The following is a 23,006-nucleotide window of genomic DNA, read 5'->3' as shown; positions in this document are numbered from 1 at the left end:
GGACTACGACTCGATCGGGAGATCGGTGTACGGCTGCCGCGCCGACTCCGGATCGCCGTACGTGATCGCCCGTTCCCGTCGTGTCCGCGACGCCAGCGTGACCGCCCAATTGAGCAGGGTGCCGAAGCGGTTGCGGTACCCGGCGAGGAACGCGATGTGGATGGCTCCCCAGGACACCCAGCCCAGGAACCCGGACATCCGGATCGGGCCGGCCTGGAGCAGCGCATGCCTGCGGGCGATGTAGGCGGCGCTGCCGAGGTCGCGGTACTTGAAGGGCTTGCGGTCGGGTGTTCCGCCCTCGACGGTGCGGGCGATGCATCCTCCGACGTGCCTGCCGCCCTGCATCGCGACCTCGGCCACGCCGGGAAGGTCGTTCAGCGACATCAGGTCGCCGATCACCCACACGTTCGGGTGGCCGGGCACGGTGAGGTCGGGTTCGACGGCGATGCGCCCGCCCTGAATCTGCTTCACCCCCAACGCCTCCGCGAGGGCGCCGGCGAACGGCACGGCCTCGACGCCCGCGGTCCACAGGATCGTGCGGACCGCGTACCGCTTCTTGGTGTGGGCCGGATTCTTGGCCGTCGTCTCGATGCTCGTCTCGCAGACGTTTGTGACGTGCACACCGAGGTGCGTCTCGACGCCGACCTTGTCGAGGGTCCGCTGCGCCGCCGCCGACAGTTTCGGGTTGAACGACGGGAGAACGCGGTCGCCGCCGTGGAACAGCAGCACCCGCGCCTCGCAGGGGTCGATGGACTGGAACTCGTTGGCGAGGGCGTGCATGGCGAGTTCCCGGATCTGGCCCGCCAATTCGACTCCGGTGGGTCCCCCGCCCGCGACGGCGAACGTCAGCCACGGCCTGCGCTCCTCCGCGGTGGGCAGCGATTCGGCCATCTCGAAGGCGCAGATCAGTTTTCGGCGAATGGCGAGTGCGTCGTCGAGGGTCTTCATCCCCGGCGCCCACTGGATGTACTCGTCGTGTCCGTGGTACGCCTGCCGCATGCCCGCCGCGACGATCAGGTAGTCGTAGGGAAGTTCGAACGTGGATCCGTCGAAGCGGCTGGCGGTCAGGACCCGGCTGACCGCGTCGATCCCCTGCGCCTCGCCGAGGGCGACGTGAACGTTGCGGACCCCGCGCAGCAGGTGGCGCAGCGGGCTGCTGATCTCTCCCTCGGACAGCAGGCCCGTCGCGCACTGGTACAGCAGCGGCTGGAAGACGTGGCTGGTTCCGCGGTCGAGCAGGGTGACGTCCACGTCGACGTCGCGCAGCCGACGGGCCGCGTAGATGCCACCGAACCCTCCCCCGATGATGACGACCCGCGGTCGCGAACGCTGCAGGCCGAGGGACGAGGACTCCTGGGCGGTCGTCATAGGTCAGTCCTACACGAACCGGGATGTCCACGCATGAGGAAGGAACCGCAACGCGAGGTCGATTCCTCGCCACTTCGCCCCCGGCAGCGCTGCGCGGCTCGTCTCCTTCTCGATGGCCGACACCATCGCGTCGACGCCGTCGTCGAGGGTTGCCGTCAGCGCGGAACTGTCGCCGGCCTTGCTCGACATGTCGGTGGCGATGTATCCGGGGAGCAGGGTGGTCACCGCGATGGGGCTCTTCGCCAGTTCCGCGGTCAGCGCCTCGCCGAGGGCCGAGACCCCCGCCTTGCTCGCCGAGTACGCCGCCTTCGGCCCGGGCAGACCCCGGTCGGCGCTGATCGAGGACACGAGCACCAGGTGCCCGGAGTTCTGCTTGCGGAAGATGCCCAGCGCCGCCTCGCACTGCGACAGAGCGCCGACGAAGTTGGTGCGCGCGGTCGCGAGATTGGCGTCGGCCCGGCCCGTTCCGATCCTGGCCCCCTTGCCGAGACCGGCGTTGACGACGACGCGGTCGAGTCCGCCGAGTTCGTCGCGCAGTTCGCCGAACACCCGGACCACGGCGTCGTGGTCGGTGACGTCGAGTTCGCGGACGGCGACGGCGATCCCGGGATGCGACGCCTGCAATTCGTCCCGCACGGCCTCGAGCCGATCGATCCGGCGCGCGCACAGCGCGAGGTCTCGTCCCTGGGCCGCGAACCGGCGGGCCATCTCCTCGCCGAGCCCGGAGCTCGCCCCCGTGATGAGAATCTTCTGCCGTGTCATCCCGACACAGTATCTACTCGGCGGTAACAACGCGGGAGGCCCGCCGGAACCTCTGACATCGCGCACCGACCGGCTTACGGTTACAGGTATGACTGACTCGGGGAGCGGCGCGGAAGAGTTCGATGTCATCGTGATCGGCGGCGGCCCCGCCGGTGAGAACGCGGCGAGTTACGCCATCGCCGGCAGCGAGCGCACCGCGGCGCTGATCGAGCACGAACTCGTCGGCGGGGAATGCTCCTACTGGGCCTGCATGCCCAGCAAGGCGCTGCTGCGGCCGGGCGAGGTCCTCGGCGCGGCCCGCAACATGCCCGGAGTGACCGCCGGTCCGCTCGACGTGGACGCCGTGCTCGCACGCCGCGACTCGTTCACCAACAACCACGACGACTCGTCGCAGGTGATGTGGGCCGACTCGGCGGGGATCGACGTCATCCGCGGATCGGCACGCATCACCGGGGACCGCACGGTGACGGTCGGCGATTCCCGCCAGTTGCGCGCCCGGCACGCCGTCGTGGTCGCCACCGGGACGACCGCCACGGTCCCGGACACCCCCGGTCTGCGGGCGGCATTGCCGTGGATCTCGCGGGACGCCACCAACCTGAGGGAGATCCCGCGCCGGGTCGCCGTCGTCGGCGGCGGCGTCGTGGCCTGTGAGAGCGCAACGTGGCTGCTGGACCTCGGTGCCGAGGAACTGACGATGGTGGTCCGCGGCCGGGGGCTGCTCCCGAAGAACGAGCCGTTCGCCGGGGAGCGGGTTGCCCGCATGCTGGAGAAGAAGGGTGCGCGGATCCTGTTCGGCGCGGACCTTCGCGGTGTCGAACGGGCCGAACCCCGGGACACGGGGATCGGCCGCATCCACGGGGGCCCGGTGACGCTGGACGTCGCGGGTCAGGACCCACTCGTGGTCGACGAGATCGTCGTCGCGACCGGGCGCACGCCGGCAACGTCGTCGCTGGGCCTCGACGCGCGACTGCTGGACTCCCGCGGATACCTCACCACCGACGACCATCTGACGACGGCCTACGAGTGGTTGTATGCGGTCGGCGACGCCAACGGTCGCGCGCTGCTCACCCACATGGGCAAGTACCAGGGCCGCGTGTGCGGAGACGTGATCGCCGCCCGCGCGGAGGGCAGACCGCTGGACGGGTCCCGATTCCGGGCCACCGCGGACCACGGGCAGATCCCCCAGGTGGTGTTCGCCGATCCGGAGGTCTCGGCCGTCGGGATCACCGAGCAGGAGGCGCGCGACGCCGGCGTGGACGTCGAGACCCTGGAGGTCGACATCGCCGTCGCCGGCTCGTCCCTGTCCCGCGACGATTTCAGCGGTCACGCCAAACTCGTCGTCGATCGAGCCACCGACACCCTGGTCGGCGCGACGTTCGCGGGCACCGATGTCGCCGAACTCGTCCACGCCGCCACCGTCGCGCTGGTCGGGAAGGTGCCGCTCGACACGCTGTGGCACGCGGTCCCGTCCTACCCGACCGTGAGCGAGGTGTGGCTGCGGCTGCTGGAGGCGCGGCGCTGACCCGAACGGAGCCCCACGGGCGATGACGGCGTCTCCCCAGGCGGTCTCCGTATAGTCGCCGGCATGGCGTCTGACACTCTCACGACCGACACACTGGTGAGGACGACCGCAGGGGTGGTCCGGGGCCGGCGCGTCGGCGACCTCGTCGCGTGGCGGGGAATTCCCTACGCCGCTCCCCCGGTGGGTCCGCTGCGGCTGCGCGCACCCCGGCGGGTCACGCCGTGGTCCGGGGAGCTCGATGCCACCGAGTTCGGCGACGCCGCCGTGCAGCACAAGAAGTTCACCGCGCTCCGGCCGGGCAAGTACCAGCCGAGCAGCGAGAACTGCCTGACGCTCAACGTACTGGCCACGCCCGGCAGGTCCGGGGCGCGTCCGGTGATGGTGTTCATCCACGGCGGCGCGTACACGCTGGGCATGTCGGCCACCGCGCTCTACGGCGGCCACTCCCTCGTCCGCCGCGGCGACATCGTGTACGTGTCGATCAACTACCGCCTCGGATCGCTCGGATACCTCGACTTCACCCAGTTCTCCACCCCCGAAAGACCTTTCGACTCCAACCTCGGCCTCCGCGACCAGGTCGCCGCACTCGAATGGGTACAGCGCAACATCGCCGAATTCGGCGGCGACCCCGACAACGTCACCCTCTTCGGCGAATCCGCGGGCGCCAACGCCGTCACCACCCTGATGACCACACCCGCCGCGAAAGGCCTCTTCGCACGGGCGATCTCGGAGAGTTCCGCGCCCGGCCTCGTCACGACGGCGGACCGGGCCGCCCGGTGGGCATCCGACTATGTGACGCTGCTCGGAGCCGAACCCGGCACTGCCGCAGAGGCGCTCACCTCGTCGCCCGTCGGCGCGCTGGGCCGCGCCGGGAACCGCCTCGGCGCGAAGGTGCTCTCGGAAACGCCGGGACTGCACCCGTTCGGACCCGTGATCGACGGCGACTTCCTGCCCAAGCCGCCGCTCGACGCGTTCGCCGACGGCTCGGCGCACCGGGTTCCGCTGATCATCGGCACCAACGCCGACGAGGGCACCCTGTTCCCGAGATTTCTCGACGCCCTGCCGACCGACCCCGACCGGATCGGGCGGATGTTCGCCCTCACCGACCCCGCCGCCGAGGCACGCGTCACCGCGGCGTATCCGGGCTACCCGGCGCCGGACGCCGCCGTCGACCTGGGCGGCGACCTGACGTTCTGGAGGCCGTCCATCGAACTGGCCGAGGCCCACTCCGCGTACGCCCCCACCTTCGGTTACCGCTTCGATTTCGCGCCGCGTGCGATGAGGTGGCTCGGCCTCGACGCCACGCACGGGTTCGAACTGTTCGCCGTGTTCGACGTCGCCGACACTCTGATCGGCCGCGCCCTCACCCTGCCGGGCGGACGACGCGGCCTGAAGGACGTGACGGATAATGTGCAGCGACACTGGCTGCACTTCGCTTCGCGGGGAACACCGTTGGCGTCGTGGCCGAAGTACGACACAGACCGGAGGGCAACACTCGTGTTCGACACCGTCACCACCGTCCAGGACGACCCGCGCCGGGAGCGCAGGCTGGCATGGGAGGGGTATACGGGCTACCACGGGCAGGGCCTGTGAGCGCTCTCGAAGTACACACCGATGCCGGCGCCGTCGGAGGGCGCCGGATCGACGACCTGGCAGCGTGGCGGGGCATCCCCTACGCCGCTCCCCCGGTCGGGCCGCTGCGATTGCGGGCCCCGCACCCGGTCGAACCGTGGTCGGGAGTCCGGCGGGCCTTCCACTTCGGATCCCCCGCGCCGCAGGGCAGCGAGACCGACGAGGACTGTCTCACCCTCAACGTGCTCGCACCCAGTTCCGCATCGAGAACGCCGCGACCGGTGATGGTGTTCATCCACGGCGGCGCCTACTCCGGCGGGACCTCCTCCTCGTCGCTCTACGGCGGCCACTCCCTCGTCCGCCGCGGCGACATCGTGTACGTGTCGATCAACTACCGCCTCGGATCGCTCGGATACCTCGACTTCACCCAGTTCTCCACCCCCGAAAGACCTTTCGACTCCAACCTCGGCCTCCGCGACCAGGTCGCCGCACTCGAATGGGTACAGCGCAACATCGCCGAATTCGGCGGCGACCCCGACAACGTCACCCTCTTCGGCGAATCCGCGGGCGCCAACGCCGTCACCACCCTGATGACCACACCCGCCGCGAAAGGCCTCTTCGCACGGGCCATCGCCGAGAGCCCGCCGGTGGCCTCCGCCTACCACCCCGACCGGGCGGCGCGGTGGTCGCGCGAATTCCTCGAGATCGCCGGGGTCCCGCTCGCCGAGGCCGCGACGTGGCTCCAGACCGCCGACCCGGCCGACTTCGTCGCGGCGGGAACGACGCTGGCGCACCGCGGCGCCGACGAGGAACCCGGAACCCGCGCGTTCGCGCCCGTCGTCGACGGCTTCTTCCTTCCCACCCACCCGCTCGACAGTTTCGCGACCGGATCGGGGCATCCGGTTCCGCTGATCATCGGCACCAACCGCCACGAGGGCCGGGTCTTTCCCCGGTTCCTGAACATCCTGCCCACCGATCCCACCCGGATCGACAAGATGTTCTCGCACGTGGACGCGTCCGTGAAGGAGCGGGCCATCGCCGCCTACCCCGGCTATCCCGGTCGGCGGGCGGCCGCGGACCTCGGCGGCGACGTGACGTTCTGGGAACCGTCCGTCCTGTGCGCGCAGGGCCACACGGCCGTCGCCCCGACCTACAGCTACCGGTACGACTTCGCACCCCGGTTGCTGCACGTCCTCGGGCTGGGCGCCACCCACGCCACGGAGTTGTACGCGGTGTTCGGGTTGACCGGGCCGTGGGCGTGGTTGCTCACCGTGCTCGGCGGACGCCGCGGGCTGCGGGCCGCCACCGACACCGTCCAGTCGCACTGGCTGCATTTCGCCCGGCACGGCACGCCCGCACCGGGATGGCCGCGCTATTCGCCGGAGCGCCGGGAGACGCTCGTCATCGACGGCACGAGCAGGGTGGAGAACGATCCACTCGGCCGGCGCCGGCGGGCGTGGCTGGGCTACGAGCACCGGCGTTAGCCGGACCCCGCCGCGACCGCGGTCGCGCCGTCGGGCCGTTCCCCGCCTTCGCCCCTCCGCGTTGCCCTACTCTCGTAGAGACCTGCATTCGGGAGGCGAGAATGACCGAGTCGAACGACCTCGCAGGCCGCACCATGGTGGTCACCGGCGCCACCTCGGGCCTCGGCCTGGAGACCTGCCGTCAACTGGCGCACCGCGGCGCCACCGTCGTGCTGGTCGGCCGGGATCACGACAGGATCGACGCGGCGATCGCCGACCTGTCCGAAGGCACCGGCCACGACAGGCTCAACTCCGCGCTCGCCGATCTGTCCTCGCTCGACCGGGTCCGCAAGCTGTCCGGGGAGCTCCTGCATCGGTTCCCGCGGATCGACGTGCTGGTCAACAACGCGGGTGTCGACTTGGGACAGCGCCGGCTGACGGTGGACGGCATCGAAGAGACGTTCGCCGTCAACTACCTCGCGCCGTTCGTGCTGGCGACGACCCTGGCTCCGGCGATGGCGCGGGCGTCGACCGCCGACGCCGCCGGTTACCGGCGCCCGTCGCGCATCGTCGACGTCAGTTCGTCGGGGCATCGCGGCGGCAGCATCGACTTCGACGACCTCGACGGCGCGAAGGACACGTTCCACGGCCAGCGCGCGTACAACAACTCCAAACTCGCCCTGACCCTGTTCACCCGCGAATTGGCGCGGCGGTCCGATCCCGCGAGGCTGGTCGTCAATTGCGCCGACCCCGGATTCGTCCGCGGCACCGCACTCGGACGCGGTCTGCCGTTCGGCCACCAGGTGGTCGGCACACTCCTGACACCGTTCATGGCCGAGGTCGCCAAAGCAGCGGAAACCACGGTGTGGACCGCCACCGCGACGGAGAGCGGCAAGTTCACCGGCCGATACATCAAGGGCTGCAAGACCGTTCAGCCCAGCAAGGACGCACGGGACGCCGAACTCGCCGCGCGGCTGTGGGCCGCTACCGAGGCACTGCTCGCCGGTCGCGGCTGACCCTCGTCAGTTCGGTTCCTCGAAGAGCGACAGCACATTACCGTGCGGATCCCGGAACCACGCGACCCGGATGCCGTCCGGTGCGAGCCAGGCCGCGTGCTCGTCCTGATCCATCCCCGGATACTCGGTGAACTCGATGCCCTTGCTGCGCAGCGAGTCGACGACCTCGTTCAGATCGGCGACCTTCCACCCCAGCACCGTGTACCCGGTGTCGGCCTTCGCCTGCACCAGCGTGACCCGGAGCAGGGCACCGTTGCAGTCGACGGCCAACGCGAACTCGTCCCGCGAGACGCGCGTCAGCCCCAGGGTCTCCACGTAGAACATCTCCGAGACGTCCAGGTCGGTGCTGGCCACGAAACTCACGAGCTCACCCTGAAGACTCATGAATCAACTGTGCCCCGCGGACCCGCGGACAGGCAAGAGTGCGGGGTCACCCGCGGCGGTATCCCGTGACCCGGGGCACACGGCCCGGCGATCGCAAGTTAACGTCGATTCGACAGGTCGTCTCGCACCGGAATGAGGAACTCGCGTGTCTGCTCCAGTTTCAGAGAAGAAGGGCCCCCTCGCGGGCATTCGCGTCGTCGAATTCGCCGGCCTCGGACCGGGGCCGCACGCCGCCGCCCTCCTGGCCGATCTCGGCGCCGACGTGGTCTGCGTCCAGCGTCCCGGCGTGATCCCGCCGGACGGTCCGTACGACCAGATCCAACGCGGTCGCCGCGTCGTCGAGGCCAACCTGAAGGACCCCGAGCAGGTCGAGAAGGTCCTCGGGCTCATCGAACGCGCCGACGTCGTGATCGAGGGTTTCCGTCCCGGCGTCACCGAGCGCATGGGCCTGGGCCCGGACGTGTGCCTGAAGCGCAACGAGCGCCTGGTGTACGGACGGATGACGGGCTGGGGCCAGGAGGGTCCACTGGCCAGCGCCGCCGGCCACGACATCAACTACATCTCGCTGACCGGTGTCCTGCACGCCATCGGCCGCAAGGGTGAGCGTCCGGTGCCGCCGCTGAACATGGTCGGCGACTTCGGCGGTGGGTCGATGTTCCTGATCTTCGGGATCCTGTCGGCGCTGGTGGAACGCCAGTCGTCCGGCAAGGGGCAGGTCGTGGACGCGGCGATGGTCGACGGCGCGCTGGCCCTGTCGCACATGATGTGGGCGTTCCGCGGCCGCGGCGTCTGGTCCGACGAGCGGGGCGTCAACCTGCTCGACACCGGTGCGCCGTTCTACGACACGTACGAGACGTCGGACGGCAAGTACATGGCCGTCGGCTCGATCGAGCCGCAGTTCTACGCCCTGCTGCTGCAGGGCCTCGAACTCGACCCCGCCGAACTGCCCCAGCAGATGGACATGTCGGCGTGGCCGCAGATGAAGAAGGTGTTCGCCGAGAAGTTCCTGTCGAAGACCCGCGACGAGTGGGCGGCCGTCTTCCTCGGCACCGACGCCTGCGTGTCGCCCGTGCTGACGTTCGCGGAGGCGCCGTCCAACGAGCACCTCGCCGCCCGCGGGTCACTGATCGAACTCGACGGCGTCACCCAGCACGCCCCGGCGCCCCGGTTCTCCCGCACTCCCGCAGGCGCTCCCACCCCGCCGGCCCGCGAGGGCGTCGACATCGACACCGTCTGGACCTGACACGTGAGTGGCAAAGCGTGTTCCGACACGCTTTGCCACTCACGTGCTCAGACGACGAGGGACGGTTCCGCGAGCTCACGATCGACGGCCAGCGTCTCGTACGCTGCCGCGATACCGTCGACGCCGCGGCGCAGCTCGTCGGACGTCCGCGCGTACGGCAGCCGGACGAACCGCTCGAACGCACCCTCCACCCCGAACCGCGGCCCCGCCGCCAGCAGCACCCCGAAGTTGGGGGCCGTCGCCGCCAGCGCCGTCGACACCGGCGCGGGCATCCGCAGCCACAGCGACATCCCACCCGAACCGATGGTCGGGATCCAGTCCGGCAGCCGGTCGGCGAGGGCGTCGAGCATCGCGCTCCGCTGTTCCCGCAACTCCGCGCGGCGACGCGCGAGGACGAGTTCGTCGTCGGAGAGCAGACTGGCTGCCGCCAGCTGATCCATCACCGGCGTGCCGAGGTCGACCGCCGCGCGGGCGCCGGCGAGCCGGGTGATCAGCGCCGGATCCGCGCGGATCCAGCCGACGCGCAGCCCACCCCAGAACGACTTGGCCGCCGACCCGATCGTCACGACCTCCGACTTCGCCGCCCCTTTGCCGTACGCCGCGACCGGGCCGGGTGACGGCTCGTCCAGCCACAGGTCGACCATCGTCTCGTCCACCACCAGCGTCATGCGGGTGTCGCGCGCGATCCGCGCCAGCTCGGCCCGCCCGGATGCGTCCAGGCACAGCCCGGTCGGGTTGTGGAAGTCCGGAATCAGGTACGCCATCCGGGCCGCGGTCTGCCGGGCGGCGCTGCGGATTCCGTCGAGATCCCACGCGCCGGACGCACCGCCCTCCGGCCGGACCGGCACCGGGACCGGACGCGCACCGACCCTGCGGATCGCCTCCAGCGCGTTGGGGTACGTCGGGTGATCGACCAGCACCCGCTCCCCCGGCGCCGTCAGCACGTTGAGGAGCAGCCGCAGCGCGTGCTGGGCACCGGACGTGACCATGATCTGCTCGGGCGAAGTCTCGAGTCCCCGCGCCCGGTATCGGGCCGCGATCACGTCCCGCAGCGCGCCGATCCCCACCGGCTCCATTCCGTGAGTCGGAAGGAACTGCGGAAGTGTTTGCAACGCATAGGCGTAGGCCTGCTCGACCGCTTCGGCGGGCGCGGCCATCGCGGCATAACTGAGGTCGACCACCGCACCGTCGGACCCCGGCTGGTGCGCCCGGAACATCAGCCCGTTCTGCCGCGCCCCGAGCGGCAGCGCGACCGTGCTGCGCGACCCCTGCCTGCTGATGAGATACCCCTCGTCCCGCAGCACCGAATACGACGACGTGATCGTGGTCCGGCTCAACTCCAGCACCGATGCCAGTTCGCGTTCGCTCGGCAACGCGACACCCAGCGGGATGCGGCCGTCGTGCACGAGCAGGCGGATGCTCTCGGCCAGCGCCCGGTAGGCCGGTCGCGCCGCCGAGCGGCGGCCGCTGTCGTCCTGCCAGTTGCCGAGGTCCCTGGCCAGGGACCGTGCTCCGAGTACCCGAGTCATCATGCAGTCCAGTATCACCCCCTTGGCTATTCAACTCCAAGCCAGTTCTCGCGAAGCTCGGATCCATGACCACATTCATCACGCTCCTGTGCATGGCCCTCCTTGCCGCGGCGGTTGCGCATTACGGCCCGAAAGAGGGAGGTAAGGGCGCGTTCCGTCTGGAGCAGTTCCGAATCGGCGCCCCTCTCGGCGGCATATTCCCCGACCAGCCGAGCAGTCCAGAAGATCCGGACTGGACCTCCCCCAGGTGAGTGCGAAAGTGTGCCCCGGCACACTTTCGCACTCACCTGGGAGGCGGCGCGACGGCGGCCGTCGGACGGTATACGTCGGAGGCCGGAGGCATACTGGGCTGGTGACCACAGGAATCGCCCTGTTCGACACCGCCCTCGGCACGTGCGCCATCGCATGGCGGGCCGCCGGGATCGTGGGTGTGCAATTGCCCGAAGGTTCACCCGAGTCCACCCGGCAGCGGCTCGAACACTGTTTCCCGGACGCGGTGGAGCACCAGCCGCCCGCGCCCGTCCAGCAGGCCATCGACGGAATCCGCGAGCATCTCGGCGGCGCACTCGACGATCTGCGGTGGATCGACCTCGACTTCGAGGGGGTCCCCGAATTCGACTGCAACGTATACGACATCACCCGCGCGATCGACCCGGGCACCACCCTCACCTACGGCGACATCGCGGCGGAACTCGGCAAGCCCGGCGCCGCACAGGCCGTCGGTCAGGCCCTGGGCCGCAACCCGCTGCCGGTCGTGATCCCGTGCCATCGCGTCCTCGCCGCCGGTGGGCAGGTGGGTGGCTTCTCCGCCGGTGGCGGCACCCTCACCAAACGCGAATTGCTGGCCCTCGAGCACACTCCCGGTTTCGACGACCCGGTGCTGTTCTGATCGGCGCCTGCGGGTCGCCGACGAGTTCGCGCGCCATCGCGGCGGCCGCGGCCATCCTGTCCCTGTCGGGCACCCGGAGGGTCCGCACGACCCGCTGATCCGTCCCGCTCACGCCGGCACATCCCAGCACGAATGCCTGCCCGCCAGCGAAAATCGCACGTTCCACCGTATGGACGAACGCATCCATGGTCGACCGTGGATCACCCTCGAAGACCCAGACACCGAGATCCGTCGACACCACCGCCACGCACCGGCCGGCGTCCGCCGGGTCGTGCCCGGAACCGAACGACTCCAGGACGGTGGCCGCTGCGTGGAAGCTGTCATACCACCGGCCAGGAGACGTCCGCGTGCTCGCTTCGACAGTCCTGATCATCGGCTCGAATGTATCGCGGATCGCCGAATGTCGCACCGATTGAATTCAACTCGGCCGATGCCACATTCGGCGCCGGGGAAGCCGGGCTACCGCACCACGTCGCGACGGACGATGGTCTCGTCGCGGCCGGGGCCGACGCCGATGCAGGAGATGTACGCACCCGACAGTTCCTCGAGGCGCAGGACGTAGTTCTGCGCGTTCTTCGGAAGCTCCTCGAACGTCCGGGCGTGGGAGATGTCTTCCCACCAGCCGGGCATTTCCTCGTAGATCGGCTTCGCGTGGTGAACGTCGGTCTGCGACATGGGCATCTCGTCGTGCCGCACACCGTCGACGTCGTAGCCGACGCAGATCGGGATGGTGTCGAGGCTGCTGAGCACGTCGAGCTTGGTGAGGAAGTAGTCGGTGATGCCGTTGACACGCGTTGCGTAACGGGCGATCACGGCGTCGAACCATCCGGTGCGCCGGGCACGGCCCGTGGTGACACCCACCTCGCCGCCGGTCTTGGCGAGGTATTCGCCGTTCTGGTCGAACAGTTCGGTCGGGAACGGGCCCGAACCGACGCGCGTGGTGTACGCCTTGAGGATGCCGAGCACCGTCGTGATCTTGGTGGGGCCGATGCCCGAACCGACCGCTGCGCCACCGGACGTCGGGTTGGACGACGTCACGTACGGGTAGGTGCCGTGGTCGACGTCGAGAAGCGTGCCCTGCGAACCCTCCAGCAGCACCGTCTCGCCGCGTTCGAGTGCCTCGTTGAGTTGCAGACGCGTGTCCGCGATGCGGTGCTTGAAACCGTCGGCCTGCTCGAGCACCTCGTCGACGACCTGCTGCGGGTCGAGGGCCTTGCGGTTGTAGATCTTGACGAGCACCTGGTTCTTGAACTCGAGTGCCGCCTCGACCTTCTGGGTGAGGATCTTCTCGTCCAGCACGTCCTGCACGCGGACGCCGACACGCGCCAGTTTGTCCTGGTAGCACGGCCCGATACCGCGGCCGGTGGTGCCGATCTTCTTGGCCCCGAGGAAGCGTTCGGTGACCTTGTCGATGGCCACGTGGTACGGCATGATCAGGTGCGCGTCCGCCGAGAGCAGCAGGCGGCTGGTGTCCACGCCCCGCTGGTCGAGTCCGGCGAGTTCGGTGAGCAGCACTCCCGGGTCCACAACGACACCGTTGCCGATGACGTTCGTCACTCCCGGAGTGAGGATTCCGGACGGGATGAGATGCAGTGCGAACTTGTCGCCGTTGGGGAGTACCACTGTGTGTCCGGCGTTGTTACCGCCCTGGTAGCGCACCACCCACTGCAGGCGTCCGCCCAGTAGATCGGTAGCTTTGCCCTTGCCCTCGTCGCCCCACTGGGCGCCGATCAGGACGATTGCCGGCATGACGTTGTCTCCTACGGTCGACGTACAGTCGTATCCGACTGCGTGGTCCTGCCGTTCGTAGGCAGTGGCCGGGGGAACAGTCTAGCCGAGGGCCCGGAGAACAGACCCCACAGTACGGCCGGGGAGCCCAACTCGGGCGTGCCACTAGGATGATCCGAAAGGGAAGCTGCGGAAATCGCGGCGGGACATCCGGGCGAGGAGTGGCGTTGACCCCCGTAGTGCTCATTTGCGGCGACGCGCCGCTTCCCCTACCTCTGGGCTCCATTTCCGCCTCGAGCGCACCCACCGTTCCGGACAAGGACGACTTCGACGAGGTCTTCTCCAAGCTGCAGGTGGTCGCGGATCCACGGCTGATCGTGGTGGGCAGCGACGCCGCCCTCGCGGCCACCCTGACCCGGCTGATGCGCACCGAACGGCTGCACATCGAACTCGCCTACGTCGCGGAGCACCGCTCGGAGGCGACGGAGGCCTACCACCTGTCCGCGGGTGCCCGCGGCGCCCGCACCGCGCTGAAGGGGACGGCCAGACCGGTCCCCCTGATCCGCGACGACGCGGGGATCGCGCTCGTCGGATGCGCCACCGTCACGGGCCCGGACGGCGGTCCGCTCGTCGGCGAGGCCTACGTCGACGACACCCGGTTGTTCTCGGGGACGACGACGAACATGAACGTCACCCCGACCCCGCGGATGCCCGGCCTGCGCGCGTCGGTCGAGCCCCGTAGGCGCTGGCTGCCGCGCCGCTGGGTCGAGGGTCGCGCCGTGCAACTCGGGTCGCCCGCCGCGGCCCTCACCCGCGACGGCGTGCCGAACCCCCGCGACGTCAAGCGTTCGACGTTCTACCGCCACGACCAAGAGTGGCTGCTGGTCCGATGAACCTGCCCAGGGCGCGGACCACCGCGGTCCGTCCCAGTCCGGTCTTCCTGCTCGTCGTCGCGGTCGCGGTCGCCGGCGGTGTGCTCGCCTGGCGTGCCGAGCGGGAATCGGTCCTCGGGCACGTCGGAGTGTTCCTGCTGGTGGTCGCGGGATGGGTGGTGACGCTCTGCCTCCACGAGTTCGCACACGCGTACACGGCGTGGCGGCACGGCGACACCGACGTCGAGGTGCGCGGCTACCTCACGCTCAACCCGCTGAAGTACAGCCACCCGCTGCTGTCGATCGGCCTGCCGGTGCTGTTCATCGCGCTCGGCGGGATCGGGTTGCCCGGCGGCGCCGTGTACCTGCGCACCGGACTGTTCCCGCCGAAGGTGCAGGCCCGGGTGTCACTCGCCGGGCCTGCCGTGAATCTGGTGTCGGCGATCGTCCTCCTCGCGGTGATCCGCTGGTTCGGACTCGGCGGCGACCACCTGGTGTTCTGGACGGGTCTGAGCTTTCTCGCCTTTCTGCAGGTGATGGCGACCGTACTCAATCTCCTGCCGGTGCCCGGACTCGACGGGTACGCCGCCCTGGAGCCGTTCCTGCCGCCCCGCACCCGCAGGTCCGTCGACCAGTTCAAACCGTATGGGCTGCTGATCCTCGTGGCCTTGCTGTTCGTGCCGTCGATCAACGTGGTGTTCTTCGACTTCATCTACCGGCTGTTCGAACTGTCCGGGGTGCCGGAAATCTACGCGCAGTACGGCAACTACCTGATGCGCTTCTGGCTGTGAGTACTTTTTAACCGCGGGCGGTTAACAAGTACTCACAGGTGCGGAGCACCCACATTTCGGCGAGCGATCGCCTCTCCCACCGCGCGCAGCGATTCCCGCAGCGACTGCGGCTGGAGTACTTCGACTTCCCCACCGAGTGCGGTCAGCTGGTCGAGGGCCACGTCCTCCGCCTCGAGCAGCAGGTCGACTGCGACCCAGCCGTCGTCGTCGGGCGGGCCGGGCTCGACTCGAGCGGCCTCCACCCCGACCACCCGGCGCAGCCGGCGCCACGCCGCGGGCGAGAGCCGCACCCGGCACCGGAATCGCAGGAGCGCACGGTCGAATTCGGCCACCGAGGCCGTCCACCACGCACCCAGATCGAAATTGCCGGGCCGCACCGCCGCCTGCGTCAGCACGGTCGCGTCACTGATCCGCGACACGCGGTACGACAGCGTCCGACCCCGATGCTGCGCGACGAGATACCAGACGCCGGCCTTCGCCACCAAACCCAGCGGGTCGAGTGTTCTTGCCGTCGAACGGTTCCCCTTGCGGTAGCGAATGCCCAGTCGCCGCCCCTCGAGCACCGCGGACGCGACCACCGGGAGGTCGCCGTTGTCGCGTGGCCCGTCGAACCAACCGGGAGCGTCGACGTAGAGCCGGTCCCGCCACAGCTGCGCCCCGGCCCGCAGCGGGACCGGCAACGCCCCCAGCAACTTCGACTGCGCCGCCGCGGTGACGTCGCGAAGACCGAGATCGTCCGCGATCGACGGGACCCCGAGCAACATCAACGCGGACGTCTCCTCCCCCGTCATGCCGCCGAGTTTCGACTGCCAGCCGTCCAGCAACCGGATCCCGCCTCCCGGTCCGCTTTCCGTCCACAACGGGACCCCCGCCGCCGACAAGGCCGTGACGTCGCGATACACCGTGCGGACCGAGACGCCCAGCTCGTCCGCCAGTTGCTGAGCGGTGGCCCCGCGACTGCCCTCCAGCCGCAGCATCACCTCGACGAGCCGACTCGAACGCATCCTCCGAGTCTAGAGAAAATCCCTGACAGTAGATGTCAGGGGTAGGGGCGCACACTGGTCGGCATGACCAACTGGACGCAGTTCGAGACCGAAGCACCCGACCTCGCCAAGGCCGTCGCCGCGCGCTTCGAGGCGCACAAGCACCACGTGCTGGCGACGCTCCGCAAGGACGGCTCGCCGCGGGTGAGCGGCACCGAGGTCGAGTTCCACGAGGGCGCACTGCTGCTCGGCTCGATGGTCGGCGCGCGGAAAGTGCAGGACCTGCAACGCGATCCGCGGTACTCCCTCCACAGCAACCCCGGTCACCACACGATGGAGGGCGGCGACGCCAAGATCAGCGGCCGCGCCCGGGAGATCCTCGGCGAACGGAAACTGCAGATCCTCAAGCACTACCCCGACGAGATCCCCGAGGCGGACGTCTTCGAACTCGACCTCGACGAGGTGGTGCACACCACCGTCGACGGCGAACATCTGTACGTCGACCTGTGGCGGCCGGGCGCCGGGGTCACCCGGTTCACCAAATGACGGTCACTGCGTGACGGCGAATCCGAATCCGAGGGTGCAGGCGGCGAGAGGCCCCTTCGGGCCGTCCGGATCGTAGGTCCCGCCGGGAATAAGATGGGCGGTGAAGCCCGGGAGTTCCTTATCGACACCGTCACCGTTCGTCAGCGGCCCGGACGTGCCGATCGTCGGTGCCTGGCCGATGTTCAGGTAGGTCACCTGGGCGTCGGTGGTCGCATCTGTCGGCCCCTCGAACTCCCACTCGACCTGGTTGCCCTCCTTCTCGACATCCAGTGTCGCGGCCGGCTTGCAGTTCGCCAGCGGATCGGGCATGAACGGCGCGGCGGAGGCGGCGGCGGGTGCTGCGAAGAGGGCGGCCGCACCGAGTGCGGCGATGGCGGCGGGTCGTGCGAACGCTGCGAGAGTGGACATGGTGTTCCCTTCCGTGAGTCGTCCCACAACGATTTCCCGCCGCGATACCGGACGAAACAGACAGGGTCTACCAGGTGACGTTCTCGGCGCAGTGCCGTCCGTTGGCGGTGGACTCGACCTGCACGGTCGCGTGCGACAGGTGGTGGCTCTCGAGGACGGTCCGAGCCGCCTCGAGGACGACGGACGAGTCGGCGTCGGTGGTGAGGTGGACGGTGGCCACGTCCATTCCGGTGGTGAGGGTCCACACGTGGAGGTCGTGCACGCCGGTGACTCCGGGTAGCGCCTCGAGGTCGGCCTGCACCGATTCCACGTCGACGTCCTCCGGTGAGGCCTGGGTGAGGATGCGCAGTGACGCGGCAGCGAGTTTCATCGCCCGCGGCACCACCCACAGCGAGATGAGGACACCGACGATGATGTCGGCGTAGCTCCAGCCGAACGCCAGCACGACGCCGCCGGCGATGAGCACGCCGACGCTGCCGACGGCGTCCGCGAGCACTTCGAGGTAGGCACCGCGGACGGCCAGGCTGTCCTTGGAATCGGCGCGCAGCATGAGCATCACCACGAGGTTCGCGGCGAGACCGACGGACGCGGTGAGGATCAGCGCCATGCCGGGAAGTTCGGGGGCGTCGCCGATGCGGGAGATGGCCTCGTAGAACACCCAGATCGCGACGGCGAGCAGCATCGCGGCGTTGGCCATGGCCGTGAGCACTTCGGCGCGGTGCCAGCCGAAGGTCCGGGCGGCGGTGGCACTGCCCTTGCGAGCGAGGAGGAGGGCGACGAGGCCCATCGACATTCCGACGACGTCGGTCAGCATGTGCCCGGCGTCGGCGAGCAGCGACAGCGAGTTGACGGTCAGACCGACGACGACCTCGAGGACCAGGAACGCGAGAAGGATGACGAGGGCGATCACCATGCGGCGGATCCGCCCCCGTGACGGGCCTACCTCACCGGCACCTTGTGTGTGGCCGTGCGAATGTCCGTGACCGACTCCCATGCGTGAGCCTCCTCCCGAGTTGTGCCGATCATATGCGTACATGCGCATATGTTCAACAGCGCGCTCGGGAGGTCAGAGTTCGGGACGATACGCCGGTTTCTCCACCGTCGGCGGCAGGGTCGCGATGGCCGAGATGCGTTTCAGCCCTGCGACCTGCAGAAGGTCGACGGTCAGCGACCGGATCTGCGCGAAGACGACGGTGGCCGACAGGCCCGCGTTCTCCACCAGTTCGGGTTTCAACCCGGACGCCACCGACCGCAGTACCCGCGCCGCCTCGGCCTGGTCGGGTTGCTGACCGGGGTCCGCGAGCGCCATCTGCCGAAGGGTTTCCAGCGCGTGGGCGAGCTTCTCCACCTGGTCGACGAGCCGTGGGTTGAGAATCTCGTCGTCACGCACCAGCGTGAGCGACCGCCGTGCCAGCACCCTGATATTGCGGAGCGCGTTGTCGAGTGGGTCCGCGGCCGCGGTGAGTCGCTCGAGCCTGCCGCGGGTGTTCCAGTACAGCGGCGAGATGCGGCTGATCTCGCGGCCGCCCGCGAGGTGGGTCCGCAGCGTATCGATGGACGCCTGCGTTGCCCGCGCCTTCTGCAGCGCCTCCTCGATGGGCTTGTCGTCGTTGGCCACCAATCCGTCGGCCACCAACTGCATCACCTCGGACGCCGTCCCGAGGACGTTCGCGGCGTACTTGCGCGCCCGCCCCACCGGATGCGTGGGAATCAGTGCGACGACGGCGATGCCCACCAGACCACCGGTCAGGGCGTCCACCATGCGGTTGATTCCCGCGGCGCCGCCGGGAGGCAGCAGCGTCGCCACGAGCACCGCGGAGTTGCCCGCCTGCATCGAGAAGATCGGTCCGCTGTTCAGCAGGACCGCCGCGGACATCGCCAGCATGACGACGAGGGTGATCTGCCAGGTGCCGCTCCCGATGACGGAGACGATGAGGTCGCCGACCCCGATCCCGATCGTGACACCGGCCACCAACTCGACGGAACGACGCAGGCGGGCGCCGAGCGACAGCCCCAGCGACACCACCGCGGCGATGGGTGCGAAGAACGGCGTCGTGTGACCGATCACCACCGTCGCCACCCACCACGCGGCACCGGCCGCGATCGCGCACTGCAGGATGGGCAGCGCCGACACCCGCAGTCGGTGGACCGAGGTCTTCAGCCCGTCCCGGCCGCGGACTTTCGCCGTGCTGAGGGCGTTAACCGACGCCAAGCGCTTCGGCGGCTCGGGGATCGCAGTCCTCGAGCAGGTCGAGGCACCGCGCGTACTCGTCCGTTTCGCCGATCGCCTTCGCCGCCTTCGCCAGGACGGCGACGCAGCGGAGGAAACCGCGGTTGGGTTCGTGACCGTAGGGAACGGGGCCGAAACCCTTCCAGCCGTTGCGACGCAACTGGTCCAGGCCACGGTGGTACCCGGTGCGCGCGTAGGCGTAGGCCGTGATGGTCTGGTCGGCGTCGAGGGCGGCCTCGGCCAGGTAGGCCCACGCGATGGATGCGGTGGGATGGGAGGCTGCGACGGAAGCCGGATCCTCGTGGTTCAACAGGGCCGACTCGGCCTCGTCGTCCCCGGGAAGCAGCGTGGGCTGTGGTCCGAGAAGGTCACCGAAAGACGTCATGCGCCTATTGTGCCCCCGCCGCGGCGACGTCTGTGCGTCGGCCCGCGTCCGCGACGCGCCCTGGCGTGGTCTCCGATGACTCGCGATGTCGTTAGGCTGCCTCCAACGTTCATTTCTCTGCAGACCGAGGGGCAGCGCGTGCAGGACCCGAAGAAAGACGAATCGACTCAGAAGCCGGCCACGGACGCATCGTCCGGTCCGGCCGCGGCCGACACCACCGCAGGCAAGGCCGACGCGACCGCGAAGCCTGCGAAGTCCTCGCAGCCTGCCCAGGCCGAGAAGCCCGCGCAGGCCGCAAAGGCGGCGCAGGACGTCAAGCCGGCGCCGGACGCCGAGCCCACCGCACCGAAGTCGCCCGAGCCGAAGCCTCCACAGAAGAAGACCCCCGAGCAGGCGGCGGACAAGCCCGCCGAGCCGCAGTCCCCACTGCCCAAGCCGCCGGCACCGCGCCCGCAGGCAGCGAAACGGGAGGCGAAGGCGTCCGAGGCGGCCACGACGGCGATCCCCACGCAGGCGGGCGCACCGTCCACGCCCGAGGCCGCGACGGTGAAGATGCAGCGCCCGCCGGCCGCCCAGAACCCGAAGCCACAGGGGCAATCGAAGCCGGCATCCGACGCGGAGACCGTCGCCATCCCCATGACGCCTCCGCCGCCCCGGCCCGCCGCCGCCCCGGCTAATCAGTCTCGGCCGAACCCGGCTCAGCCGCCCCAGAACTCGCGCCCCGTTCCCCCGCCGCCCGCTCCCCCGCGCCCGGCGCCCGCACCGCCGAAGGCCGCGCCGCAGCGGGTGCTGCCACCCCAGCAGAGCGCGCCGCAGCGCGTCGCCGCGGCCGAGAAGCCTGCGAAGAAACACGGAAAGGCATGGCTGTTCGCCGCGATCGCCGCGGGCGTCATCGTCGTCGCCGCCATCGCGGTCGCCGGGATCGTGGTCTACAACAACAACCAGGCCGAGAACTCACCCGAAGCTCAGGTGCAGGGAACGATCGACACGTTCGTCGCTGCCCTCGCCCAGGGTGACCTGGCGACGCTGCGCACCAGCACCTGCGGCAGCCTCGCCGAGTACTACCAGGGCATTTCCGATCAGGATTTCGCCGAGGTCCACCAGGTCGCGGTGACGCAGCAGAACATTCCGGTGGTCGGCGGCGTCGACGCGGTGCAGATCACCGGTGACACGGCCATCGCCCAGGTGAAGGCCCACACGGCCGCCAACCCGAGCGAGCAGTCGTGGCGCACGTTCAACCTCGAGAAGGTCGACGGCACCTGGAAGATCTGCGACCCCCGCTAAACGACTGTGCGCCTTTCCGGTAGCTGCAACTACCGGAAAGGCGCACGAGCGCGAAGCGCCTATCCGGAGACGGAACGTCCCGCGGACTTGAGGTCGTTGCAGGCCTCGATGACGCGGGCCGTCATGCCGGCCTCGGCCTTCTTCAGGTAGCTGCGGGGGTCGTAGACCTTCTTGTTGCCGACCTCGCCGTCGACCTTCAGCACGCCGTCGTAGTTGGCGAACATGTGGCCCACGATCGGGCGGGTGAACGCGTACTGGGTGTCGGTGTCGACGTTCATCTTGACGACGCCGTAGTTGAGCGCGGCCTCGATCTCCGACTTCAGCGAGCCCGATCCGCCGTGGAAGACGAAGTCGAACGGCTGCGAACCGTCGGACAGGCCGAGCTTCGCGGCGGCGACCTTCTGGCCGGTCTCGAGCACCTCGGGACGCAGCTTCACGTTGCCCGGCTTGTAGACGCCGTGCACGTTGCCGAACGTGGCAGCCAGCAGGTACTTGCCGTTCTCGCCGGTGCCGAGCGCGTCGACCGTCTTCTCGAAGTCCTCGGGCGAGGTGTAGAGCTTGTCGTTGATCTCGGCTTCCACGCCGTCCTCTTCACCACCGACGACACCGATCTCGACCTCGAGGATGATGTTGGCTGCCTTCGCCTTCGCGAGGAGCTCCTGGGCGATCTCCAGGTTCTCGTCGATCGGAACGGCGGAACCGTCCCACATGTGGGACTGGAACAGCGGGTTGCGGCCGGCCTCGACGCGCTGGCGCGAGATCTCGAGGAGCGGGCGGACGAACGTGTCCAGCTTGTCCTTGGGGCAGTGGTCGGTGTGCAGGGCGATCGTGACGTCGTACTTCGCGGCGATCACGTGAGCGAACTCGGCGAGGGCGACCGCACCGGTCACCATGTCCTTGACGCCGAGGCCCGAACCGAACTCGGCGCCACCGGTCGAGAACTGGATGATGCCGTCACTGCCGGCGTCCGCGAAGCCCTTGATGGCGGCGTTGATGGTTTCGGAAGAAGTGCAGTTGATGGCGGGGAAGGCAAAGGAGTGCTCCTTGGCCCGACCAAGCATCTCGGCGTAGACCTCGGGAGTCGCGATTGGCACGGCGGCAGTCCTCCATAAAGAGTCGATTTCGGCGCGCGCGATCAGCGCAGCGCGCGATGTGGTCCTTGCAGTATGGCAATACCGTTAGCGTACGTCTCCCGGTGGCTGTCGTGGCACCTCGATTCGGCCCTTCGCCACCCCGGCGGAAACTCCATGACCTGCAGTATTCCGACAGTCGGGGAATACGCCGGTACGCTGAGGGCCGTGATTGTGCAGGCAGCATCGGATTCCGTGACCAACCTCGCGTTGTTGCCGGGATTCCTCGACCCCGTGAACCTCCTCAACTCCTTCGGCACCTGGGTGCTCGTCGGACTTCTCCTGGTCGTCTTCATCGAGTCCGGTTTGCTGTTCCCCCTGCTCCCCGGCGACTCGCTCCTCTTCACCGCGGGACTCATCGCAGCGTCGAAGTCGACGGAGATCGAACCGTTCGCTCCCCTCTGGGTGCTCCTGGTTCTGATCCCGATCGCCGCGATCCTCGGCGACCAGGTCGGCTACTTCATCGGCATCAAGGGCGGGACCGCCCTGTTCAAGTCCGACGACGCGCGGTTCTTCAAGAAGAAGTACATCGACGAGTCGCACGCCTTCTTCGAGAAGCACGGCCCGATCACGATCATCCTGGCCCGGTTCGTCCCGATCGTGCGCACGTTCGCGCCGGTCGTCGCGGGTGCGTCGCGGATGAAGTACTCGCTGTTCCTCACGTACAACATCGTGGGCGGCATCCTGTGGGGCGCCGGCGTCACACTGCTCGGCTACCTGCTCGGTCAGATCGAGTTCATCCGCGACAACGTCGACGTCATCTTCCTGCTGATCGTCTTCGTGTCCGTCCTGCCGATCATCGTCGAGGTGGGCAAGCGCATCCTGAAGTCCCGCCAGAACGACAGCGCCCCGGCCGAGGACGCACAGCCCGTCACCACCCCCACCGATCCCACCTCCTGAA

At 69.1% G+C, this 23,006-nt stretch carries 23 protein-coding genes; 12 read left to right on the top strand and 11 right to left on the bottom strand.

Going from position 1 to position 23,006, the window contains the following annotated elements:
* Nucleotides 1-3: 3 nt before the first annotated feature.
* Together ROP_RS27935 and ROP_RS27930 are read right to left on the bottom strand one after the other, a co-directional pair.
* Nucleotides 4-1,368, bottom strand: a complete 1,365-nt coding sequence (locus tag ROP_RS27935; RefSeq protein WP_015889379.1) for an NAD(P)/FAD-dependent oxidoreductase — start codon at nt 1,366-1,368, stop codon at nt 4-6.
* Nucleotides 1,369-1,377: 9 nt separating this feature from the next.
* Nucleotides 1,378-2,130, bottom strand: coding sequence for an SDR family oxidoreductase (locus tag ROP_RS27930; protein ID WP_015889378.1), 753 nt, complete (start codon nt 2,128-2,130; stop codon nt 1,378-1,380).
* Between the two features lie 88 nt (nt 2,131-2,218).
* Between ROP_RS27930 and ROP_RS27925 the strand changes: the two genes are divergently transcribed.
* The 4 genes from ROP_RS27925 to ROP_RS27910 all read left to right on the top strand — a co-directional run bounded on the left by ROP_RS27925 (nt 2,219) and on the right by ROP_RS27910 (nt 7,703).
* Nucleotides 2,219-3,652, top strand: coding sequence for a dihydrolipoyl dehydrogenase family protein (locus ROP_RS27925; RefSeq protein ID WP_015889377.1), 1,434 nt, complete (start codon nt 2,219-2,221; stop codon nt 3,650-3,652).
* 63 nt (nt 3,653-3,715) lie between these two features.
* Nucleotides 3,716-5,245 carry a carboxylesterase/lipase family protein gene (locus ROP_RS27920; RefSeq protein WP_015889376.1) on the top strand — a complete coding sequence of 510 codons (1,530 nt, stop codon included), beginning with the start codon at nt 3,716-3,718 and terminating at the stop codon, nt 5,243-5,245.
* A complete protein-coding gene (locus ROP_RS27915) occupies nt 5,206-6,708 on the top strand; it encodes a carboxylesterase/lipase family protein (protein ID WP_050785142.1) in 1,503 nt (500 codons plus the stop codon). The genes ROP_RS27920 and ROP_RS27915 overlap by 40 nt, the downstream gene beginning before the upstream one ends.
* Before the next feature lie 101 nt (nt 6,709-6,809).
* Nucleotides 6,810-7,703, top strand: a complete 894-nt coding sequence (locus tag ROP_RS27910; protein ID WP_015889374.1) for an SDR family oxidoreductase — start codon at nt 6,810-6,812, stop codon at nt 7,701-7,703.
* Between the two features lie 6 nt (nt 7,704-7,709).
* Here the strand turns inward: ROP_RS27910 and ROP_RS27905 are convergent, their stop codons facing one another.
* Nucleotides 7,710-8,087, bottom strand: a complete 378-nt coding sequence (locus tag ROP_RS27905; protein WP_015889373.1) for a VOC family protein — start codon at nt 8,085-8,087, stop codon at nt 7,710-7,712.
* A gap of 145 nt (nt 8,088-8,232) precedes the next feature.
* On the opposite strand from ROP_RS27905, the gene ROP_RS27900 reads away from it, so the two are divergent.
* Nucleotides 8,233-9,330, top strand: a complete 1,098-nt coding sequence (locus tag ROP_RS27900) for a CaiB/BaiF CoA transferase family protein (protein WP_015889372.1) — start codon at nt 8,233-8,235, stop codon at nt 9,328-9,330.
* A gap of 47 nt (nt 9,331-9,377) precedes the next feature.
* Here ROP_RS27900 and ROP_RS27895 read toward each other — a convergent pair whose 3' ends face one another.
* Complete coding sequence (locus ROP_RS27895) at nt 9,378-10,862, bottom strand: PLP-dependent aminotransferase family protein (protein ID WP_043825456.1); 1,485 nt, start codon at nt 10,860-10,862, stop codon at nt 9,378-9,380.
* Nucleotides 10,863-10,924: 62 nt separating this feature from the next.
* On the opposite strand from ROP_RS27895, the gene ROP_RS27890 reads away from it, so the two are divergent.
* Together ROP_RS27890 and ROP_RS27885 are read left to right on the top strand one after the other, a co-directional pair.
* Complete coding sequence (locus ROP_RS27890) at nt 10,925-11,110, top strand: hypothetical protein (RefSeq protein ID WP_015889370.1); 186 nt, start codon at nt 10,925-10,927, stop codon at nt 11,108-11,110.
* A 101-nt stretch (nt 11,111-11,211) separates the two neighbouring features.
* Nucleotides 11,212-11,748, top strand: coding sequence for a methylated-DNA--[protein]-cysteine S-methyltransferase (locus ROP_RS27885; protein WP_015889369.1), 537 nt, complete (start codon nt 11,212-11,214; stop codon nt 11,746-11,748).
* A gap of 459 nt (nt 11,749-12,207) precedes the next feature.
* Here ROP_RS27885 and ROP_RS27875 read toward each other — a convergent pair whose 3' ends face one another.
* A complete protein-coding gene (locus ROP_RS27875; protein WP_015889367.1) occupies nt 12,208-13,497 on the bottom strand; it encodes an adenylosuccinate synthase in 1,290 nt (429 codons plus the stop codon).
* A gap of 218 nt (nt 13,498-13,715) precedes the next feature.
* Here ROP_RS27875 and ROP_RS27870 point away from each other — a divergent pair, with 218 nt between their 5' ends.
* Nucleotides 13,716-14,369: a hypothetical protein gene (locus tag ROP_RS27870; protein ID WP_015889366.1), complete on the top strand. Its 654-nt coding sequence runs from the start codon at nt 13,716-13,718 to the stop codon at nt 14,367-14,369.
* Complete coding sequence (locus ROP_RS27865; RefSeq protein ID WP_015889365.1) at nt 14,366-15,139, top strand: site-2 protease family protein; 774 nt, start codon at nt 14,366-14,368, stop codon at nt 15,137-15,139. The genes ROP_RS27870 and ROP_RS27865 overlap by 4 nt, the downstream gene beginning before the upstream one ends.
* A 32-nt stretch (nt 15,140-15,171) precedes the next feature.
* Here the strand turns inward: ROP_RS27865 and ROP_RS27860 are convergent, their stop codons facing one another.
* Nucleotides 15,172-16,143, bottom strand: coding sequence for a helix-turn-helix transcriptional regulator (locus ROP_RS27860; RefSeq protein ID WP_015889364.1), 972 nt, complete (start codon nt 16,141-16,143; stop codon nt 15,172-15,174).
* A gap of 63 nt (nt 16,144-16,206) precedes the next feature.
* Between ROP_RS27860 and ROP_RS27855 the strand changes: the two genes are divergently transcribed.
* The gene (locus ROP_RS27855) at nt 16,207-16,668 is read left to right on the top strand and encodes a pyridoxamine 5'-phosphate oxidase family protein (protein WP_015889363.1); all 462 of its coding nucleotides are present in this window, start codon (nt 16,207-16,209) and stop codon (nt 16,666-16,668) included.
* Nucleotides 16,669-16,671: 3 nt separating this feature from the next.
* Here ROP_RS27855 and ROP_RS27850 read toward each other — a convergent pair whose 3' ends face one another.
* The 4 genes from ROP_RS27850 to ROP_RS27835 all read right to left on the bottom strand — a co-directional run bounded on the left by ROP_RS27850 (nt 16,672) and on the right by ROP_RS27835 (nt 19,691).
* Nucleotides 16,672-17,076: a hypothetical protein gene (locus ROP_RS27850; protein ID WP_015889362.1), complete on the bottom strand. Its 405-nt coding sequence runs from the start codon at nt 17,074-17,076 to the stop codon at nt 16,672-16,674.
* A 67-nt stretch (nt 17,077-17,143) separates the two neighbouring features.
* Nucleotides 17,144-18,070 carry a cation diffusion facilitator family transporter gene (locus ROP_RS27845; protein ID WP_015889361.1) on the bottom strand — a complete coding sequence of 309 codons (927 nt, stop codon included), beginning with the start codon at nt 18,068-18,070 and terminating at the stop codon, nt 17,144-17,146.
* A 72-nt stretch (nt 18,071-18,142) separates the two neighbouring features.
* The gene (locus ROP_RS27840; RefSeq protein ID WP_080512589.1) at nt 18,143-19,210 is read right to left on the bottom strand and encodes an FUSC family protein; all 1,068 of its coding nucleotides are present in this window, start codon (nt 19,208-19,210) and stop codon (nt 18,143-18,145) included.
* A 64-nt stretch (nt 19,211-19,274) separates the two neighbouring features.
* Nucleotides 19,275-19,691, bottom strand: coding sequence for a DUF3151 domain-containing protein (locus ROP_RS27835; protein WP_015889359.1), 417 nt, complete (start codon nt 19,689-19,691; stop codon nt 19,275-19,277).
* A 138-nt stretch (nt 19,692-19,829) separates the two neighbouring features.
* On the opposite strand from ROP_RS27835, the gene ROP_RS27830 reads away from it, so the two are divergent.
* Nucleotides 19,830-20,975 carry an Rv0361 family membrane protein gene (locus ROP_RS27830; protein WP_015889358.1) on the top strand — a complete coding sequence of 382 codons (1,146 nt, stop codon included), beginning with the start codon at nt 19,830-19,832 and terminating at the stop codon, nt 20,973-20,975.
* A 59-nt stretch (nt 20,976-21,034) separates the two neighbouring features.
* Here ROP_RS27830 and fbaA read toward each other — a convergent pair whose 3' ends face one another.
* A complete protein-coding gene (gene fbaA / locus ROP_RS27825; protein ID WP_015889357.1) occupies nt 21,035-22,069 on the bottom strand; it encodes a class II fructose-bisphosphate aldolase in 1,035 nt (344 codons plus the stop codon).
* A 153-nt stretch (nt 22,070-22,222) separates the two neighbouring features.
* On the opposite strand from fbaA, the gene ROP_RS27820 reads away from it, so the two are divergent.
* Nucleotides 22,223-23,005 carry a VTT domain-containing protein gene (locus ROP_RS27820; RefSeq protein WP_050785139.1) on the top strand — a complete coding sequence of 261 codons (783 nt, stop codon included), beginning with the start codon at nt 22,223-22,225 and terminating at the stop codon, nt 23,003-23,005.
* Nucleotide 23,006: the final 1 nt, after the last annotated feature.

The organism is Rhodococcus opacus B4, assembly GCF_000010805.1.
Lineage (GTDB): Bacteria > Actinomycetota > Actinomycetes > Mycobacteriales > Mycobacteriaceae > Rhodococcus_F > Rhodococcus_F opacus_C.
The sequence above is the reverse complement of the archived record's forward strand: the minus strand, read 5'-3'. Positions and strand labels throughout refer to the sequence as shown.

Bases quoted from the DNA above. Each gene is read 5' to 3' on its own strand.
- ROP_RS27890 (WP_015889370.1), top strand. From the start codon at position 10,925: ATGACCACATTCATCACGCTCCTGTGCATGGCCCTCCTTGCCGCGGCG.
- ROP_RS27920 (WP_015889376.1), top strand. From the start codon at position 3,716: ATGGCGTCTGACACTCTCACGACCGACACACTGGTGAGGACGACCGCA.
- ROP_RS27895 (WP_043825456.1), bottom strand. From the start codon at position 10,862: ATGATGACTCGGGTACTCGGAGCACGGTCCCTGGCCAGGGACCTCGGC.
- ROP_RS27930 (WP_015889378.1), bottom strand. From the start codon at position 2,130: ATGACACGGCAGAAGATTCTCATCACGGGGGCGAGCTCCGGGCTCGGC.
- ROP_RS27820 (WP_050785139.1), top strand. From the start codon at position 22,223: ATGACCTGCAGTATTCCGACAGTCGGGGAATACGCCGGTACGCTGAGG.
- ROP_RS27850 (WP_015889362.1), bottom strand. From the start codon at position 17,076: ATGTCCACTCTCGCAGCGTTCGCACGACCCGCCGCCATCGCCGCACTC.
- ROP_RS27860 (WP_015889364.1), bottom strand. From the start codon at position 16,143: ATGCGTTCGAGTCGGCTCGTCGAGGTGATGCTGCGGCTGGAGGGCAGT.
- ROP_RS27925 (WP_015889377.1), top strand. From the start codon at position 2,219: ATGACTGACTCGGGGAGCGGCGCGGAAGAGTTCGATGTCATCGTGATC.
- ROP_RS27855 (WP_015889363.1), top strand. From the start codon at position 16,207: ATGACCAACTGGACGCAGTTCGAGACCGAAGCACCCGACCTCGCCAAG.
- ROP_RS27935 (WP_015889379.1), bottom strand. From the start codon at position 1,368: ATGACGACCGCCCAGGAGTCCTCGTCCCTCGGCCTGCAGCGTTCGCGA.
- ROP_RS27905 (WP_015889373.1), bottom strand. From the start codon at position 8,087: ATGAGTCTTCAGGGTGAGCTCGTGAGTTTCGTGGCCAGCACCGACCTG.
- ROP_RS27845 (WP_015889361.1), bottom strand. From the start codon at position 18,070: ATGGGAGTCGGTCACGGACATTCGCACGGCCACACACAAGGTGCCGGT.
- ROP_RS27835 (WP_015889359.1), bottom strand. From the start codon at position 19,691: ATGACGTCTTTCGGTGACCTTCTCGGACCACAGCCCACGCTGCTTCCC.
- ROP_RS27915 (WP_050785142.1), top strand. From the start codon at position 5,206: ATGGGAGGGGTATACGGGCTACCACGGGCAGGGCCTGTGAGCGCTCTC.
- ROP_RS27910 (WP_015889374.1), top strand. From the start codon at position 6,810: ATGACCGAGTCGAACGACCTCGCAGGCCGCACCATGGTGGTCACCGGC.
- ROP_RS27865 (WP_015889365.1), top strand. From the start codon at position 14,366: ATGAACCTGCCCAGGGCGCGGACCACCGCGGTCCGTCCCAGTCCGGTC.
- ROP_RS27875 (WP_015889367.1), bottom strand. From the start codon at position 13,497: ATGCCGGCAATCGTCCTGATCGGCGCCCAGTGGGGCGACGAGGGCAAG.